The following is a 15,443-nucleotide window of genomic DNA, read 5'->3' as shown; positions in this document are numbered from 1 at the left end:
CTCACAAACCCAGGGCGGCCAGCCAGTCGTCGAAGGCGTTCAGCAGGCGATCCACATGCGCCGGGGAGGTGGCCGGCGAGCACAGCATCATGCCGTGGAACGGGGTCAGCAGCACCCCGCGGTTGAGCAGGAACAGGTGCAGGCTGGCTTCCAGCGCCGGCTGGGCATGGCGGCGCACATCGTCGGCGTTGCGCGGCGTCTCGGGCATGAACTGCAGTTCCAACCGGGCGCCCAGCCGTGTCACGGTCCAGGGCAGGGCACGGGCGCGCAAGCGCTCGGTCAAGCCGGCTTCCAGTGCATCGGCGACGCGGTTCATGGCGGCATAGCTGGCTGGCGTGTGCAAATGCTGCAAGGCCGCATCCAGCGCGGCCATGGCCAGGGCGTTGGCCGTGAGTGTGGTGCCGATGCCGCTGTGCCCCTCGGGTGCACCCTGTTTGACCGCCTGCATGCGGGCCGCCAGATCGGCGGTCACGCCGTACAGTGCGCAGGGCACGCCCCCGGCGACGGCCTTGCCGGCCACCCACACGTCGGGTGCCAGCCCGTGCGCCCGCGCATGGCCGCCGACGCCGCTGGACAGGGTATGGGTTTCGTCCAGCACCAACAGGGTGCCGTAGCGGCGGCACAGGGCCTGAGCCGCCGGCCAGAAGCCGGGCTCGGGCGGCACCAGCCCAAAGTTGGTCAGCGCGGGCTCGGCCAGCAGGGCGGCCACCTGCCCATCGGCCAGCGCGCGCTCCAGCGCGGTCAGGTCGTTGAAGGGGATGACCCGCGTGAAATCGGGGTGGTCGTGCACCGCGCCGAGCACCGATGGCCGGCGCACCGTGCTGCCGGTCGCGGGGTCGCGGTCCACCAGCGTGTCGTCCACCGCGCCGTGGTAGCAGCCATCGAACACCAACAACTGCGGCCGGCCGGTGACCGCGCGCGCCCAGCGCAGCACGAAGCGGTTGGCGTCGCTCGCGGACAGGGCCAACTGCCAGAACGGCAAGCCAAAGCATTGCGCCAGCCGTTCACCGACGCCCGCTGCCGCCTCGGTGGGCAGCATGCAGGTCAGCCCGTGCGCCGCCTGCTCGGCGATGGCGCGCGCCACCGGGGCCGGGGAGTGGCCGAACATCGCCCCGGTGTCGCCCAGACAAAAGTCCGCGTAGCCATGCCCGTCGGCGCAGGTGAGTTCCGCCCCGTGGGCGCTGCGCACGAACAGCGTCACGGGGTTGGGCCAGTCGCGCATCCAGTGCAGCGGCACGCCAAACAGGTAGTGCGCCGCGCTGCGCCCGGCCAGCACGCGCGAGCGGGGGTGTTCGGCCAGGAAGCGCTCGCGCTCGGCGGCTTGCAGCGCCGCCAGGCGCTCGGCGGATACGGGGGCGGAAGGGGAGGGCATTCGGGTGTCGCGCATGGTGTGACAGGATAGAAAGGCCCGCGTCACAATGCGGGGCCATGTCTCGCCTCGAACAGGGATCCGCTTGCCCGGTGCCGTTGCGCCGCGGTCTGGTGCTCGCGCTGTGGCTGTCGCTGGGGGCGGCGGTGTCACTGGGCATCACCCGCTTTGCCTATGGCCTGCTGCTGCCGCCGATGCGCGCGGATCTGGGCTGGAGCTATCTGCTCGCCGGCGCCATGAACACGGCCAATGCGGTGGGCTATCTGGTCGGGGCACTCACCGTCCCTGCGCTGATGCGCCGCCATGGTCCGGCGGCGGTGTTGCTGGGCGGGTCGGCGTTGGCGGCGCTGTTCATGGCGGGCAGCGGTTTTTTGACGGCCGATGGGCCGCTGCTGATCCAGCGTTGGCTGGCGGGCATCGCCAGTGCCTGGGTGTTCGTGGCCGGGGGGCTGCTGGCGGCCCGGCTGGGCAGTGTCTGGCCCCGCCATGCCGGCCTGATGCTGGGCCTGTACTATGGTGGCGTGGGCAGCGGCATCGTGCTGTCGTCGCTGGCGGTGCCGGCCGTGCTGGCTTGGGCGGCGGATCGGCCGCACGCCTGGGCGTGGGCCTGGTGGGCCTTGGCCGTGGCCTGTCTGGCGGCCACCGGGGGCCTGGTCCACGCCTGGCGCGGCCTGGGCACGCTGGGGCTGAGGGGCGCCGCCCCGCCGGCGCCGGCCAGTTCGCCGGCGCCCGCCGCTGCCGGGGGGCCGGCCCACACCGGGGCGCTGCTGCGGGCGTTTGCCCCCTCGCTGGCGGGCTACGCCTTGTTTGGGGTGGGCTACATCGGCTATATGACGTTCGTGGTCGCGCTGCTGCGCGACCGCGGCACCCCTGCGGCTGAAATCACGCTGTTCTATGCCCTGCTGGGGGTGGCGGTGATGGCGTCGTCGCGCCTGTGGGCCGGGCTGCTGGATCGGCACCGCGACGGACAGCCCCTGGCGCGGCTGAATGCATTGCTCGGACTGGCCACGGTGTTGCCGGCCCTGACCCACGCCTGGCCGGTGCTGCTGGCGTCGGGCCTGCTGTTTGGCGCGGTGTTTTTGTCCGTGGTTGCGTCCACCACGGCGTTGGTGCGCCACAACCTGCCCGCGGCGCGTTGGGCGGCGGGCATCAGCGCCTTCACCATCGTGTTTGCGGCGGGCCAGATCGTCGGCCCGGCCGTGGTGGGCTGGATCGGCGACGGCCCCGGGGGGCTGGAGCGGGGGTTGGTGTTCTCGGCGGGGGCGCTGTGGCTGGGGGCGCTGGCCGCGTGGCGCCAGCGTGCCCTGTCCTGAGAAAAAAAGCGGGCTTTCCGCAGAAAGCCCGTCCCAAGGAGCGTTTTTGGAGAGATCGGGCGGCCCGTCACCGCCCGTGTGCGGACAGGGCCGCGCTCAGAAGTCGTGGCGCATGCCGAAGGCGACCAGGCGCTCGTCCTTGGTCTTGGCCCCGACGTTGTTCTTCACCTCCACGTCGCGGTAGCCGGCGTACAGGCGCGTGCGCTTGGACAGGGCATAGGTGGCGCCGAGGGCGAAGCCGCTGGCCTTGCCGTTCTTGGCGCCGCCGGCCGAGTCCTTGGTCTTGCTGTAGGCATAGCCGCCGGAGAAGGCCCAGGCCCCGACCGGCACGGTCACGCCCAGCGCGTATTCGCTGTCGTCGCCGTTGGCGGCGCTGCCCTTGCGCTGGTTGTATGCGCCCGACACCGAGAAGCTGCCGAAGTCATACATCGCGGCCAGCGCGGTGTACTTGTCGGATTTGTCCTTCTCGTTTTGGTGGGCCAGAGCGACCTCGAATTCCTTTTGCTTGTAGCCGGCCTTGAAGGCGTACTTGTCCTGGGAGACGCCGGCCTTCTCGTCCAGCGAGACGTCGATGCCCGCGTAGAAGCCGCCCATGTTGGGGCTGTAGTAGCTGATCTTGTTGTCGACGCGCGAGGCATAGTCGCCGCCCGACTTGAACACGCCGTTGCTGGAAGCGGTGAAGGCCGAGTCGAACACATCGCGGCTCTCGCCCAGGTCGCGCACGTCTTTGTACACCGTGTTGCTGCGGCCGAGCTTGACCTCGCCGAAGCCACCCATCAGCGACAGGCTGGATTCGCCTTTGAAGTATGGGTCTTGCGACGCGCCGGTGTCGGGGTTGAAGCGGTTTTCCAGCTTGAAGGCCGCCTTCAGGCCGCCGCCCAGATCCTCGGTGCCGCGCAGGCCCCAGCGCGAGGTGGTCAGACCGCCGTCGCCGCCCTGGAACATCTGGGTGGTGGAGGTGTTCTTGACCTTGTCCTTGAGGTTGCCCACCGACAGGTCCACGCGACCGTACAGCGTGACGTTGGATTGGGCCAGGGCGGCCCCGGTGGTCATCAGGGCGGCCAGGGCGATCAGGGATTTTTTCATCGTCGGATTTCCTAGGGTTGAACCAGAAAGCGGCAGCCCCGGATGGGGGGGCTGCAACTGGGGATGGGCGGCCCGGAGGGCCGAACCACAGGGGCTATTGCACCGGCCCCTGATGACGGTGATGTGAAGTCAATTCGTGATGACCCGAATGTTGTTCATAAACAACGTCATCGGGCTTCACACGCGCCTCAAGGCTGGGCGTCAAAGACCTGGATGGTCCACGGCTGCGACGACGCCGGATCGACGCTCACCTCCACCGCGCGCACGTCGGCCGCGCCCGGCACCTGCAGGCGTGTCAGGTTCAGCACCGGCTTTTTCTGGTGCTTGAAGGGGTTGTCGAAGGCCAGCACATGGCTGTCGCCGTGGATCAGCAGGACCGGACGGCCCCACTGCGCCGCCAGCGGCACCAGCGTGTCGCCGATGCTGGCGGCAAAGCCCGAGTGGCGCGGGAACGTCTCCACCGGCTGCTGGTTGTCGAACGGGTCGGCCTGCATGGCCACCACCATGGCGCGCGCGTTGCGCTGCTGCGCCAGCTCGAAGGCAGCGCGCAGCCAGGCGACGTTGGCGCGGTCGCGCTCGAAAAACTCCGCCACGGCCTTGGGGTCGCGTGTCTCGAAGTTGTTGTTGCTGCCGACGATGTGCACGGCGACGAACAGCACGTCGCCGGCCCACCAGCGCTGGTTTTCCACATAGGGCGCGAAGGCGGGCATGACGGTGGACTGGTTTTCCACCGCGATGGGCTGCTGGCCGAGCGATCGGCCGGGGGTGTAGAAGCGCTGGCGCAGCGTGGCCAGGCGCTCCAGCGGGTCGTAGCTGCCGTTGTTGGCGCGGTGGCAGTCGGTCCACTCGTTGTCGCCCGGGGTATAGACCACGGCACCGCGGTAGCGGCCAAAGTGCTCCAGCTGGGCGGAAAACTCCTCGTTGCTGCACAGCGTGGAGCCGGCCTTGAAGTCGCCGACGTGGACGGTGAAGGCCGGCTGCAGCGCGTTGACGCGCTCGATCAGCGCGCGGTAGGGCGGATAGCTCTTGTCAGGGGGGCCATAGGGCATGTCGCCCAGCGCGACGAAGCGCACGGTCTGGGCCGCGACGGTGCCGGCCAGCAGCACGGCCGTGGCGGCGACGGCGCCGCGCCACGCCAGGGGCAAAAGGGGAAAACGCATGGGATTGGGCTCCTCAACAAAACCGGCCCCGAGGGGCCAGCAGATCGGGGCGAACGGACCGGGTGTCCGCCCGGTGGTCACAGGCCGATGACGCCGCCGTCGTTCTTGGTGATGACGACGGTGGCCGAGCGCGGACGGCCACCGTCCGGCCAGCGCGAGATCTTGGTCGGCGCGTCCGGGTCGCTGCGTTCGCTGGGGCTTTCGCCCGGGTGCTGGATGTTGATGAACATCGTGCGCAGGTCCGGCGTCATCGCGATGCCGGTGACCTCGCAGCCGCGCGGGCCGACCAGGAAGCGGCGGATCTCGCCCTTGGTCGGGTCGCAGGCCAGCATCTGGTTGTTGGGCAGGTTGGCATAGTCGCCCTTGCCCAGCGTCGAGGTGGACACGTCGGTCTGGATCCACAGCACGCCGCGCGGATCGACCCACAGGCCGTCCGGGCTGCCGAAGATGTCGCCGCGGATGTTGCCCTTGGCCTCGGCGCGCGGCAGCGACGGATCGCCCGCCATCACGAAGTGGTTCCACGTGAAGCGGGTGGCGTCCAGGTCGCCGCTTTCCTTCCAGCGGATGATGTGGCCCATGGTGTTGTTGACGCGCGGGTTGGCCGCATCCGCACCGGGGCTCTTGTCGCGGCCGCGGTTGCTGTTGTTGGTCAGGGTGCAATAGACCTCTTTGCTGATCGGGTCCACGGCGGTCCATTCCGGGCGGTCCATTTTGGTGGCGCCCAGGGCGTCGCTGGCTTGCCGCGCCTGGATCAGCACCGCGCCCTGGTTGGCAAAGCCGTTGGCGGCGGTCAGCGGGCCGCGGTCGTGCACCAGCGGCAGCCATTCGCCGCTGCCGTCGGCGTTGAACTTGGCCACATACAGCGTGCCGTGGTCGAGCAGGTCGCGGTTGGCCGCAAAGCCGCCCGGCTTGACGCGGTCGCGGCTGACGAACTTGTAGATGTATTCGAAGCGCGCGTCCTCGCCCATGTACACCACGGCGCGGCCGTCGTCGGTCAGCGCCACCGCGGCGCCCTCGTGCGCCGCGCGGCCGAGCGCCGTGCGCTTGATCGGTGTCATGGTCGGGTCCATCGGGTCGATTTCGACCACCCAGCCAAAACGGTTCGGCTCGTTGGGGTGCCGGGTGGCGTCGAAGCGTTCGTCGAATTCGTGCCAGCGGTAGCCGGCGCCGTCTTTCTTCAGGCCCCAGCGCTTGCCGTGCGCATCGGGCTGGTCCGGGCCGTGGAAGTAGTTGATGAAGTTTTCTTCGCAGGTCAGGTAGGTGCCCCAGGGCGTCTGGCCGTTGGCGCAGTTGTTGATCGTGCCCAGCACCCGCGTGCCCGTCGGGTCGGCCGCGGTCTTCATCCAGGTGTGGCCGGCGGCCGGGCCGCTGATCAGCATCGGCGTGGTCGCGGTGATGCGGCGCGCGTACTTGGACGGCAGCACCTGGCGCCAGCCGTTCGGGCCGGCTTCGATCTCGATGATCGACACGCCGTGCGCGGCCTGCGCCTTGCGCACCTTCTCGGCGCTCCAGGTCTTCATGCCGTCCGGGTGCAGCAGGCCGTCATCGGTGTACTCGTGGTTGATGGCCAGCAGCCCGCGCTTGCTGCCATCGAGCGGGAAGTAGCTCATGCCGTCGTGGTGCATGCCGGCTTGCAGGGCCTGCTCCTCGGCGGTGTTGGAGCCGTCGGTCTTGAACGCCGGCATCTTGCCGGCCACGCCCACCGCATCGCCCCAGCGGTTGAGCACGCGCGCGGTGTAGCCCGGGGGCACCAGCACCTCGTCGACGTCGCGCATCGGCACACTGGCAAAGCCGATGCCGCGCCCCAGGGCCGCGGCGTTGGGGCCACCGGTGCTGGCGCAGCCCGCCAGCAGGCCGCCGCCAAACAGCGCGGCGGTGGCGCTGGCCAGCGCGCCGCGCACGAAAATGCGCCGCGCCGGGTCCGACACCTCGTGGATGGTCGGGTTGGCGCTGCGGTTGGAGTCTTCCATCAGGTCGAAGTCTTTGGCCATGGTGCGTCGTCGTCTTGCGTGAAGAGGCCGCCATCTTCGACCGAGGGCGTGACAGACCGATGACAGTGTGCCGCGGCGTCAACGGCAGCCCGGCAGCGGATAGCGGTCGGGGAAGACGTCGCGGTAGGTGCGGCCCGTCTCGCCGTCGAACGGCAGCTCACCGCGGCAGCGCGCGGCTTCCAACTCGGCTCGCACTTCGGCGCGGGTGCGGCCTTCGGTGGTCGTGGCGCGGGCGGCGCGCACCGGCTGGGCCGTGTTCGAGGCGGCCACGTCGGCGGCGGAGAACTCGCCCGATGCGACGGGGAAGCTCGCGGCCGATGCGGCGGCGGTCGCGGCCAGCAGCGAGGTGGCGATCAGGGTGCGCAGAGAGAAGCGGTTCATGGCGTTTCCTTTCGTCTGGACAGAGAGAGATTGCTGGAGAGGGCCGTTGATGCAGCCCGTGGAATGAACTGTACTAACGAAAGATTTGTCGATAAACCTCTTTGCCAACAATGCAATATTGCAGATTTAGAAATAAACATCGACAATCTACCCATGGACCGGCTTCAATCCCTTCGCGTCTTCCAGGCGGTGGCCGATGCCGGTGGCTTTGCCGCCGCCGCGCGCGCCCTCGATCTGTCGGCCGCCAGCGTGACGCGCATGGTCGCCGACCTCGAAGCGCAACTGGGCGTGCGCCTGCTGCAGCGCACGACGCGCCGCGTGGCCTTGACCGACGAGGGCGCCGCCTATCTGGAGCGGGTGCGGCGCATCCTGGCCGATTTGGACGAGGCCGACGCTCTGGTGAGCCAGCGCAGCCAGACGGTGGCCGGTGTGCTGCGGGTGCTGGCCACGCCGGTGCTGGCCAGCGTGCTGGTGGCCCCGGTCGTGCCGCGGCTGACGGCGCGGCACGCCGCCCTGCGCGTCGAGGTGGATGTCGAGAGCTACGCCGTCCCCTCGGTGGAAGAGCACGACGTGGCGCTGTTTACCGTGGAAGGCACGGTGGATACGGGCCTGATCGCGCGCCGCATCGCCAGCGGGGTGAGCGCGCTGGTCGCCGCGCCGGCCTATCTGCAGCGCGTCGGGCGGCCGACCCGGCCCGAGGATCTGATGCACCACCACTGTCTGCGCTACCGCCCCCCGGGGCAGCACGCCCACGCGTGGACCCTGTGGCGCGCCGACCAGCCGGACGCCGTCAGCCGGGTGGCGGTGGAGCCCGTCGCCTGCAGCAACCATGTCGAGGCGCTGCTGCGCATGGCGCTGGAGGGCGGCGGCATTCTGGCGGTCTCGCTGGATCTGGTCGCGCACCGGCTGGCCAGCGGCGAGCTGGTGCGCGTGCTCGACGGCTGGGTCACGGACCACTGGTCCCTCTACGCCGCGCTGCCCAGCCGCCGCCACCTGCCGGCGCGCACGCGGGCCTTTTTGGACGAGCTGACGCACGAGACGGCGACGCTGCTGCGGACGTAGGCAGACGCCGGCCGCCGCGAGGCGCTCGCGCGGTGACGGCCGGGGCGTTGGCGCCTTGCCGCCCGGGCCGATTGGCACCCTGGCCCGCGGGGCGGGCGCGGTATCGTCCCTGCCCGCCGGGCCCCTGTCGGGCCGATGACTCCTCCGCCCCATGCTGCGCCCCTCCCTGCTGCGTTCCGACACCCAGCTCAACACCGACAGCTACTACGAAGCCAGCGTGGTGCGGCCACCGGCACAGCCCGCGCTGGCCGGCCGCCAGCGCGCCGACGTGGTGGTGGTGGGCGGGGGCTTTGCGGGCCTGAGCGCGGCGCTGGAACTGGCCGAGCGCGGGCGCCGCGTGGTCCTGCTGGAGGCCGATCGCATCGGCGCCGGTGCCAGCGGGCGCAACGGCGGCCAGGCCATCGTCGGCTATGCCTGCGGCATGGGCGTGTTCGAGAGCCAGCTCGGGCGGGCCGCCGCCCGCGCCGCCTGGGAGGGGTCGCTGGAAGCGGTGCGTTTGATCGACGAGCGCATCGCGCGCCACGGCATCGATTGCGACCGCGAGCACGGCTACCTGTACGTCGCCGATCGCCCGCGCAAGGCCCGCGCGCTGCGCGCCGAGATGGAGGCGCTGGCGCGCGACTACGGACTGGCCACGACCTGGGCCGAAGGGGCCGAGGTGCGCCGCCACATCGACAGCCCGCGCTACGTCGCTGCGGCGTACGAGACCGTTTCCGGCCATCTGCACCCGCTCAAATACGCGCTGGGGCTGGCGCGCGCGGCCCAGTCGGCCGGGGCCGTGCTGCACGAACACAGCCCCGTGCGCCGGCTGCAGCGCCACGCCGACGGCGTGGCGGCCCACACCGATGCGGGCGTGGTGGAGGCGGAGTTTGCCGTCGTCGCCGGCAACTGCACCCTGGCCGAACACGGCCCCGGGGTGCTGGCCGACATCCACCCGCGCATCATGCCGGTGGGCACCTACATCCTGGCGACCGAGCCGCTGCCGCGCGCGCTGGCCGCGTCCCTGATCCCGGGCCGCGCGGCCGTCTGCGACAACAACGTGGTGTTGGATTACTTTCGCCTCAGTGCCGACGACCGGTTGCTGTTTGGGGGACGCGTCAGCTACACCACCATGACGCCGCCGCGTCTGCGCGAGACGATGCAGCAGCGCCTGCTGGCGGTGTTTCCGCAACTGGCGGGCACGCCCACGGCCCATCTGTGGGGGGGGTTCGTGGACATCACCATGAACCGCGCCCCCGACTTCGGCCGCGTGGGGCAGCGCATGTACTACCTGCAGGGCTTCAGCGGGCACGGCGTGGCGCTGACCGGCCTGGCCGGGCGCCTGGTGGCCGAGGCGATCACGGTGCAGTCCGAGCGCTTCGATCTGTTCGCGCGGCTGCGCCACCACGTCTTTCCGGGCGGGCCGTGGTTGCGCACCCCGGTGCTGGCGCTCGGCATGGCGTGGCACCGCTGGCGCGATGCGCTGGGGCACTGAGCGCCCGCCCGGTCCGCGGGGCGCTCAGCGCAGCGCGCGCTGCACCGCCGCCACGATGCGGCGCGCGCTCGGCTCGATTTGCGCCGGCTGGGCGTAGCCATAGCCGATCAGCAGCCCGCGCAGGTCGCGCCGCTGCAGGCAATAGGCCGACAGCGGCCGCACCGAAATGCCCTCGGCCGCCAGGGTGTCCGCCACGGCGCGGTCGTCCACCGTCAGCGGCAGCCGCAGGCACAGGTGCAGCCCCTGGGCCGCGCCGGTGATGTGCACGCCCTCGGCATCCAGCAGCGGGGCCAGCGCGTGCAGCAACTGCGCGCGCCGGCCGGCGTAGGTCTGGCGCGTGCGCCGCAGCGCGGCGGCGAAGTGGCCCATTTCGATGAACTCCGCCAGCGCTGCCTGCAGCGGCAGTTGGCCGGGGCGGTGCAGGTCGTAGTGCGCCTGGCGAAACGCCTCCACCAGGCCGCGCGGGGCCACCAGATAGCCCAGCTTCAGCCCCGGGTACAGCACCTTGGAAAACGTGCCCAGGTAACAGACCCGGCCGTCGTCGTCCAGTCCGGCGAGCGACGCGATCGGCGCGCCGTCGAAGCGAAACTCGCTGTCGTAGTCGTCCTCCAGCACCCAGGCATCGGCGCGCGCGGCCTGCGCCAGCAGCGCACGCCGGCGCACCAGCGACATCACCGCGCCCGTCGGGTACTGGTGCGACGGGGTGACATAGATCAGCCGGGGCGTGGCGTCGGCCGTCGCCGGGGGCGCCAGCCCCTCGGCGTCCACCGGGATGGGCTGCAGCCGCAGCCCGCAGGCGGTGAAGGCCTTGATCGCGCCCCAGTAGGCCGGGTCCTCGATCCACACGGTGTCGCCCGCATCGGCCAGCAGCCGCGCGCACAGCTCCAGCGACTGCTGCGTGCCGGTGGTGATGAGCACCTGCTCCGGGTCCAGCCGCACGCTGCGCGAGACGCGCAGATAGTCCGCCACCGCACGCCGCAGCGGCCCGTATCCGCCCGAGGTGGTGTAGTCCAGCATCTCGGGCCGCGCGCTGCGCCAGTGCCGGTTTTGCAGCCGCTGCCACAGCGCCACCGGAAAGGCGCTGAAATCCGCCGTCCCCGGGGTGAAGGGCTGGATCTCCAGCTCCCGCGCGCCGTAGTGCTCGGCCAGCACCCGTCCGCGCGCCGACAGGCCCGGCAGCCGCGTGGTGGCACCCGCCCCCCCGCGCCGGGCGACCGGGACAGTCTGCGGCAGTTGGTCGTGCACATAGGTGCCGCTGCCCACCCGGCTGATCAGATAGCCCTCGGCCCCCAGTTGCTCCAGCGCCGCCACCACGGTGTTGCGCGACAGCCGCAGATCCTGCGCCAGCTCGCGGCTGGAGGGCAGACGGTCGCCCGCGGACAGCCGCCCGTCCAGCATGGCGCGGCGCAGCGCCTCGTACAGCCGCCGGTTCAGCGGCAGTCCGCCCCCGGGGCCGGCCGGGCCGTCGGGGCGGGCCATTTCGGTCAGCAAAAAATCGGCCAGCAGGGCGGAGGATTGGGTCATACGAAAACGTCCTGGCACCGGCGTTGCGCCCGGTCAATTGGCCCCATGCCGTGGGGTCAAATGGCACCAATTGTGCACCCAATCGGCCGCCAGAATGGTTCTGAACATGCTTGCCTTCCCGTCCACCCCCCTCGTCTGGATGCCGGCGGACCACCGCCTGCTCGGCGACCACGACCACGCCATGCCGTTTTTGCTGCTGGGCGACAAATACGCCCGCGCGGTCAAGGTGGGCGCGCAGGCCCAGCCGGTGATGTTTCCGCTGGCCGACGCCAGCGAGGTCGCGCGGCTGCTGGCGCTGGTCGATGGTGTCGTGCTGACCGGCTCGCCCTCCAACGTGCACCCGCGTCACTTTGGCGAGCCGGTGGCCGACCCGTCGCTGCCGCTGGACGAGGCGCGCGATGAGGTCACTCTGGCCGTGGTGCGCCATGCGCTGTCCGGGGGCATCCCGCTGCTGGGCATCTGCCGCGGCTTTCAGGAGATCAACGTCGCCCTCGGCGGCAGCCTGCACCAAGCGGTCCACGCCCTGCCCGGGCATTTGGATCACCGCGAGCCCAAAGCCGCCCCGCTCGACGAACAGTACGGCCCGCGCCACGAGGTGACGCTGCAGCCCGACAGCCTGCTGTACCGGTTGGCGGGTGGCGCGCCCACGGTGCGCGTCAATTCGTTGCACGGGCAGGGCATCCGCCGTTTGGCGCCGGGCCTGCGGGCCGTGGCGCATGCGCCCGACGGGCTGATCGAAGCCGTCGAATTCGACCATGCGCACGCCTTTGCGCTGGCTGTCCAGTGGCACCCCGAGTGGCGCTGCTGGGACGACCCGCTGTCCAGCGCCATCTTCCGCGCCTTTGGCGAGGCGCTGCGCCAGCGCCGCGCGCGCCGCGAGGCCGATGCGCGCGCCTTTGCCGCCGCGCCCGAACTCCCTTAGGCTGTTCCCTGGGCCCGGTTCTGGTTTTCGGCCATGCTTGAGGCCAGAATGACCGGGCAACCCCCGCGGGCGCCGCAGGCCCTGCCGGCCCTGGCGCCACCCCCCGGGCAACGGAGCAACCCATGAGCAGTTCCAAAGACCTCAAATCCTTCAACGATCTCGAGCAGTGGCTCAACGAGCGGCGCGTCACCGAAGTCGAGTGCCTGGTCCCCGACCTGACCGGCGTGGCGCGCGGCAAGATCCTGCCGCGCGAGAAATTCACCGAAGACCGCGGCATGCGCCTGCCTCAGGCCATCGTGGCCATGAGCGTGACCGGCGAGCAGCCCAAGAGCGGGCCGTACTACGACGTCATCGAGCCCACCGACCGCGACATGCAGCTGCGCCCGGACCCGACCACGGCGCGCATCGTCCCGTGGGCCAGCGACCCGACCGCGCAGGTCATCCACGACTGTTTCGACCACAGCGGCAAGCTCATCCCCTACGCGCCGCGCAGCGTGCTGCGCCACGTCTGCGGCCTGTACGAGGCGATGGGCCTGGAGCCGGTCGTCGCGCCCGAGCTGGAGTTCTACCTCACCGCGCGCAACACCGACCCCAACACCCTGCTGCACCCGCCCATCGGCCGCAGCGGACGCGCCGAAACCTCGCGCCAGGCCTACTCCATCGACGCGGTCAACGAGTTCGATCCCCTGTTCGAGGAGATCTACGACTACTGCGACAAGATGGAGCTCAACGTCGACACCCTGATCCACGAGGTCGGCGCCGGGCAGATGGAGATCAACTTCTTCCACTCCCACCCGCTGGCGCTGGCGGACGAGGTGTTCTTGTTCAAGCGCACCGTGCGCGAGGCCGCCCTGCGCCACGACATGTACGCCACCTTCATGGCCAAGCCCATCGCGGGCGAGCCGGGCAGCGCGATGCACATCCACCAAAGCATCGTGGACAAGGCCACCGGGCGCAACATCTTCAGCAACGAGGACGGCTCGCCGTCCGAGGCCTTCGGGCACTACATCGGCGGGCTGCAGCGCTACATCCCGGCCGCGATGGCGCTGGTGGCGCCCTACGTCAACAGCTACCGGCGGCTGGCGCGCCACACCGCCGCGCCCATCAACATCGAGTGGGGCCACGACAACCGCACGGTCGGCATCCGCTCGCCGATCGCGCCGCCGCAGGCGCGCCGCGTCGAAAACCGCGTCATCGGCGCCGACGCCAACCCCTATGTCGCCATGGCCATGACGCTGGCGTGCGGCTATCTCGGCCTCGTCAACAAGATCAAGCCCAAGCCCGAGATGCGCGGCGACGCCTACCTCTCGGCCTATGCGCTGCCGCGCAGCCTGGGCGAGGCGCTGGACTGGCTGCGCCGCGAGCCCGACTTGCACCATGTGCTGGGCGAGGAGTTCATCACGATTTACACCGAGATCAAGGAACTCGAGTTCGAGGAGTTCATGAAAGTGATCTCGCCCTGGGAGCGTGAGCACCTGCTGCTGCACGTCTGACCGCACCGACCATCCCGAGGAGTCCACCCATGAATGCCCCCGCCGACCGCCTGCCCCAGCCCAGCGCGCACACCCGCGAGCTGCAGGCGCTGGACAGCGCGCACTTTTTGCACCCCTTCACCGACCACCAGGCGCTGGCGGCCAAGGGCGCGCGCGTCATCACCCGCGCCGAGGGCATCTACATCTGGGACTCCGAGGGCCACCGCATCCTGGACGGCATGAGCGGCCTGTGGTGCGTCAACGCGGGCTACGGCCGGCGCCCGCTGGCCGAGGCCGCCTACCGCCAGATGCTGGAGCTGCCCTTCTACAACACCTTTTTCCAGACCACCACCGAGCCGGCGGTGCGGCTGGCGGCGCGGCTGTCCGAACTGGCCCCGCCGGTGGACGGGCGGCGGTTTTCGCACGTCTTCTTCACCAGCAGCGGCTCGGAGGCCAACGACACCAATGTGCGCCTGGTGCGCCGCTACTGGGATCTGATGGGCCAGCCGCAGCGCAAGGTCATCATCAGCCGCTGGAACGCCTACCACGGCTCCACCGTCGCCGCGGCGTCGCTGGGCGGCATGGGGGGCATGCACGAACAGGGCGACCTGCCCATCCCCGGCATCGTCCACATCCAGCAGCCCTACTACTGGGATCTGCGCGAGCCGGGCGAGACGCCGGCCGAGTTTGGCGTGCGCGCCGCGCGCTGGCTGGAGGAAAAAATCCTGGAGGTCGGCCCGGACAAGGTCGCGGCCTTCATCGCCGAGCCGGTGCAGGGCGCCGGCGGCGTCATCATCCCGCCCGAGACCTACTGGCCCGAAATCCAGCGCATCGTCGACCGCTACGGCATCCTGCTCATCTCCGACGAGGTGATCTGCGCCTTTGGCCGCTTGGGCCACTGGTTTGCCTACGAGCGCTTTGGCACCCGGCCCGATCTGGTGACGTTTGCCAAGGCGGTGACCAGCGGTTACATCCCGCTGGGGGGGGTGCTGGTCAACGAGCGCATCGCCCGCGTGCTGCACAGCGGCGGCGAGTTCACCCATGGCTACACCTACAGCGGCCACCCCGTGGCCTGCGCGGTGGGGCTGGCCAATCTGGACCTCATGGCCGCCGAGGCGCTGCCCCAGCGCGTGCGCGAGGACACCGGCCCCTACCTGGCGCAGCGCTTTGCCGAGCTGACCGACCACCCCCTGGTCGGCGTGGCCGAGACCTGCGGCCTGGTGGCGGGACTCATTTTGGTGCGGGACAAGGCGACGCTGGCGCGCTTTCCCGAGGAGTGGGCCGTGGGCATGACCTGCCGCGGCCACTGCTTCGACACGGGGGTCGTCATGCGCGCCGTCGGTGACCGCATGATCATCGCCCCGCCGCTGGTCATGACCCGCGCCGATATCGACGAAATGATCCGCCTCATCCGCACCGCGCTCGACGCCACGCTGGCAGATTTGCGACGGCAAGGCAAAACCTGAGCGGGGGGTGCCCTAGAATCCCACGCGAGCATCCAGGGGCGTCGTGGTGGGTCAAGTCCGCACCGGCCTGTTTGTTGCTTGGCAATCGTTCTGCGTTTACCCCCTCAAACTCTCGACTGGAGTGTGGACATGAAGAAGCGCTTGTTGGCCCTGGCCCTGGCCGCCGCGTTCGTCGCCGGCTGCGGCAAGAAGGAAGAACCCGTCGCCCAACCCGCCCCCGCGC

At 70.4% G+C, this 15,443-nt stretch carries 12 protein-coding genes; 6 read left to right on the top strand and 6 right to left on the bottom strand.

Features of this window, described 5'->3' with window-relative positions:
* Position 1: 1 nt before the first annotated feature.
* Positions 2-1,387, bottom strand: a complete 1,386-nt coding sequence (locus Tfont_RS09465; RefSeq protein WP_260682341.1) for an aspartate aminotransferase family protein — start codon at positions 1,385-1,387, stop codon at positions 2-4.
* A 41-nt stretch (positions 1,388-1,428) separates the two neighbouring features.
* Here Tfont_RS09465 and Tfont_RS09460 point away from each other — a divergent pair, with 41 nt between their 5' ends.
* A complete protein-coding gene (locus Tfont_RS09460; protein WP_143969255.1) occupies positions 1,429-2,682 on the top strand; it encodes a YbfB/YjiJ family MFS transporter in 1,254 nt (417 codons plus the stop codon).
* A 96-nt stretch (positions 2,683-2,778) separates the two neighbouring features.
* Here the strand turns inward: Tfont_RS09460 and Tfont_RS09455 are convergent, their stop codons facing one another.
* The 4 genes from Tfont_RS09455 to Tfont_RS09440 form a co-directional block, all read right to left on the bottom strand.
* The gene (locus tag Tfont_RS09455; protein WP_143969254.1) at positions 2,779-3,768 is read right to left on the bottom strand and encodes a porin; all 990 of its coding nucleotides are present in this window, start codon (positions 3,766-3,768) and stop codon (positions 2,779-2,781) included.
* A gap of 188 nt (positions 3,769-3,956) precedes the next feature.
* Complete coding sequence (locus tag Tfont_RS09450; RefSeq protein WP_143969253.1) at positions 3,957-4,928, bottom strand: metallophosphoesterase; 972 nt, start codon at positions 4,926-4,928, stop codon at positions 3,957-3,959.
* Positions 4,929-5,005: 77 nt separating this feature from the next.
* Positions 5,006-6,919, bottom strand: coding sequence for a PhoX family protein (locus tag Tfont_RS09445; protein WP_143969252.1), 1,914 nt, complete (start codon positions 6,917-6,919; stop codon positions 5,006-5,008).
* Positions 6,920-6,997: 78 nt separating this feature from the next.
* A complete protein-coding gene (locus tag Tfont_RS09440; protein WP_143969251.1) occupies positions 6,998-7,300 on the bottom strand; it encodes a DUF4148 domain-containing protein in 303 nt (100 codons plus the stop codon).
* A gap of 153 nt (positions 7,301-7,453) precedes the next feature.
* On the opposite strand from Tfont_RS09440, the gene Tfont_RS09435 reads away from it, so the two are divergent.
* The gene (locus Tfont_RS09435; RefSeq protein WP_143969250.1) at positions 7,454-8,362 is read left to right on the top strand and encodes a LysR family transcriptional regulator; all 909 of its coding nucleotides are present in this window, start codon (positions 7,454-7,456) and stop codon (positions 8,360-8,362) included.
* Positions 8,363-8,513: 151 nt separating this feature from the next.
* Positions 8,514-9,836, top strand: a complete 1,323-nt coding sequence (locus Tfont_RS09430) for an NAD(P)/FAD-dependent oxidoreductase (RefSeq protein WP_143969249.1) — start codon at positions 8,514-8,516, stop codon at positions 9,834-9,836.
* Between the two features lie 24 nt (positions 9,837-9,860).
* On the opposite strand, the gene pdxR is transcribed toward Tfont_RS09430, so the two are convergent.
* Positions 9,861-11,342, bottom strand: a complete 1,482-nt coding sequence (pdxR, locus tag Tfont_RS09425; RefSeq protein WP_143969286.1) for a MocR-like pyridoxine biosynthesis transcription factor PdxR — start codon at positions 11,340-11,342, stop codon at positions 9,861-9,863.
* Positions 11,343-11,466: 124 nt separating this feature from the next.
* Here pdxR and Tfont_RS09420 point away from each other — a divergent pair, with 124 nt between their 5' ends.
* The 3 genes from Tfont_RS09420 (at position 11,467) to Tfont_RS09410 (ending at position 15,220) form a co-directional block, all read left to right on the top strand.
* The gene (locus Tfont_RS09420) at positions 11,467-12,282 is read left to right on the top strand and encodes a gamma-glutamyl-gamma-aminobutyrate hydrolase family protein (RefSeq protein WP_143969248.1); all 816 of its coding nucleotides are present in this window, start codon (positions 11,467-11,469) and stop codon (positions 12,280-12,282) included.
* 122 nt (positions 12,283-12,404) lie between these two features.
* Positions 12,405-13,775 carry a glutamine synthetase family protein gene (locus Tfont_RS09415; RefSeq protein ID WP_068608013.1) on the top strand — a complete coding sequence of 457 codons (1,371 nt, stop codon included), beginning with the start codon at positions 12,405-12,407 and terminating at the stop codon, positions 13,773-13,775.
* A gap of 29 nt (positions 13,776-13,804) precedes the next feature.
* Positions 13,805-15,220: an aspartate aminotransferase family protein gene (locus Tfont_RS09410; protein WP_143969247.1), complete on the top strand. Its 1,416-nt coding sequence runs from the start codon at positions 13,805-13,807 to the stop codon at positions 15,218-15,220.
* Positions 15,221-15,443: the final 223 nt, after the last annotated feature.

Source organism: Tepidimonas fonticaldi, from assembly GCF_007556755.1.
In the GTDB taxonomy this organism is placed as follows: Bacteria; Pseudomonadota; Gammaproteobacteria; order Burkholderiales; family Burkholderiaceae_C; genus Tepidimonas; species Tepidimonas fonticaldi.
Note: the sequence above shows the minus strand (reverse complement) of the source record. Positions and strands in the feature narration are given on the sequence as shown.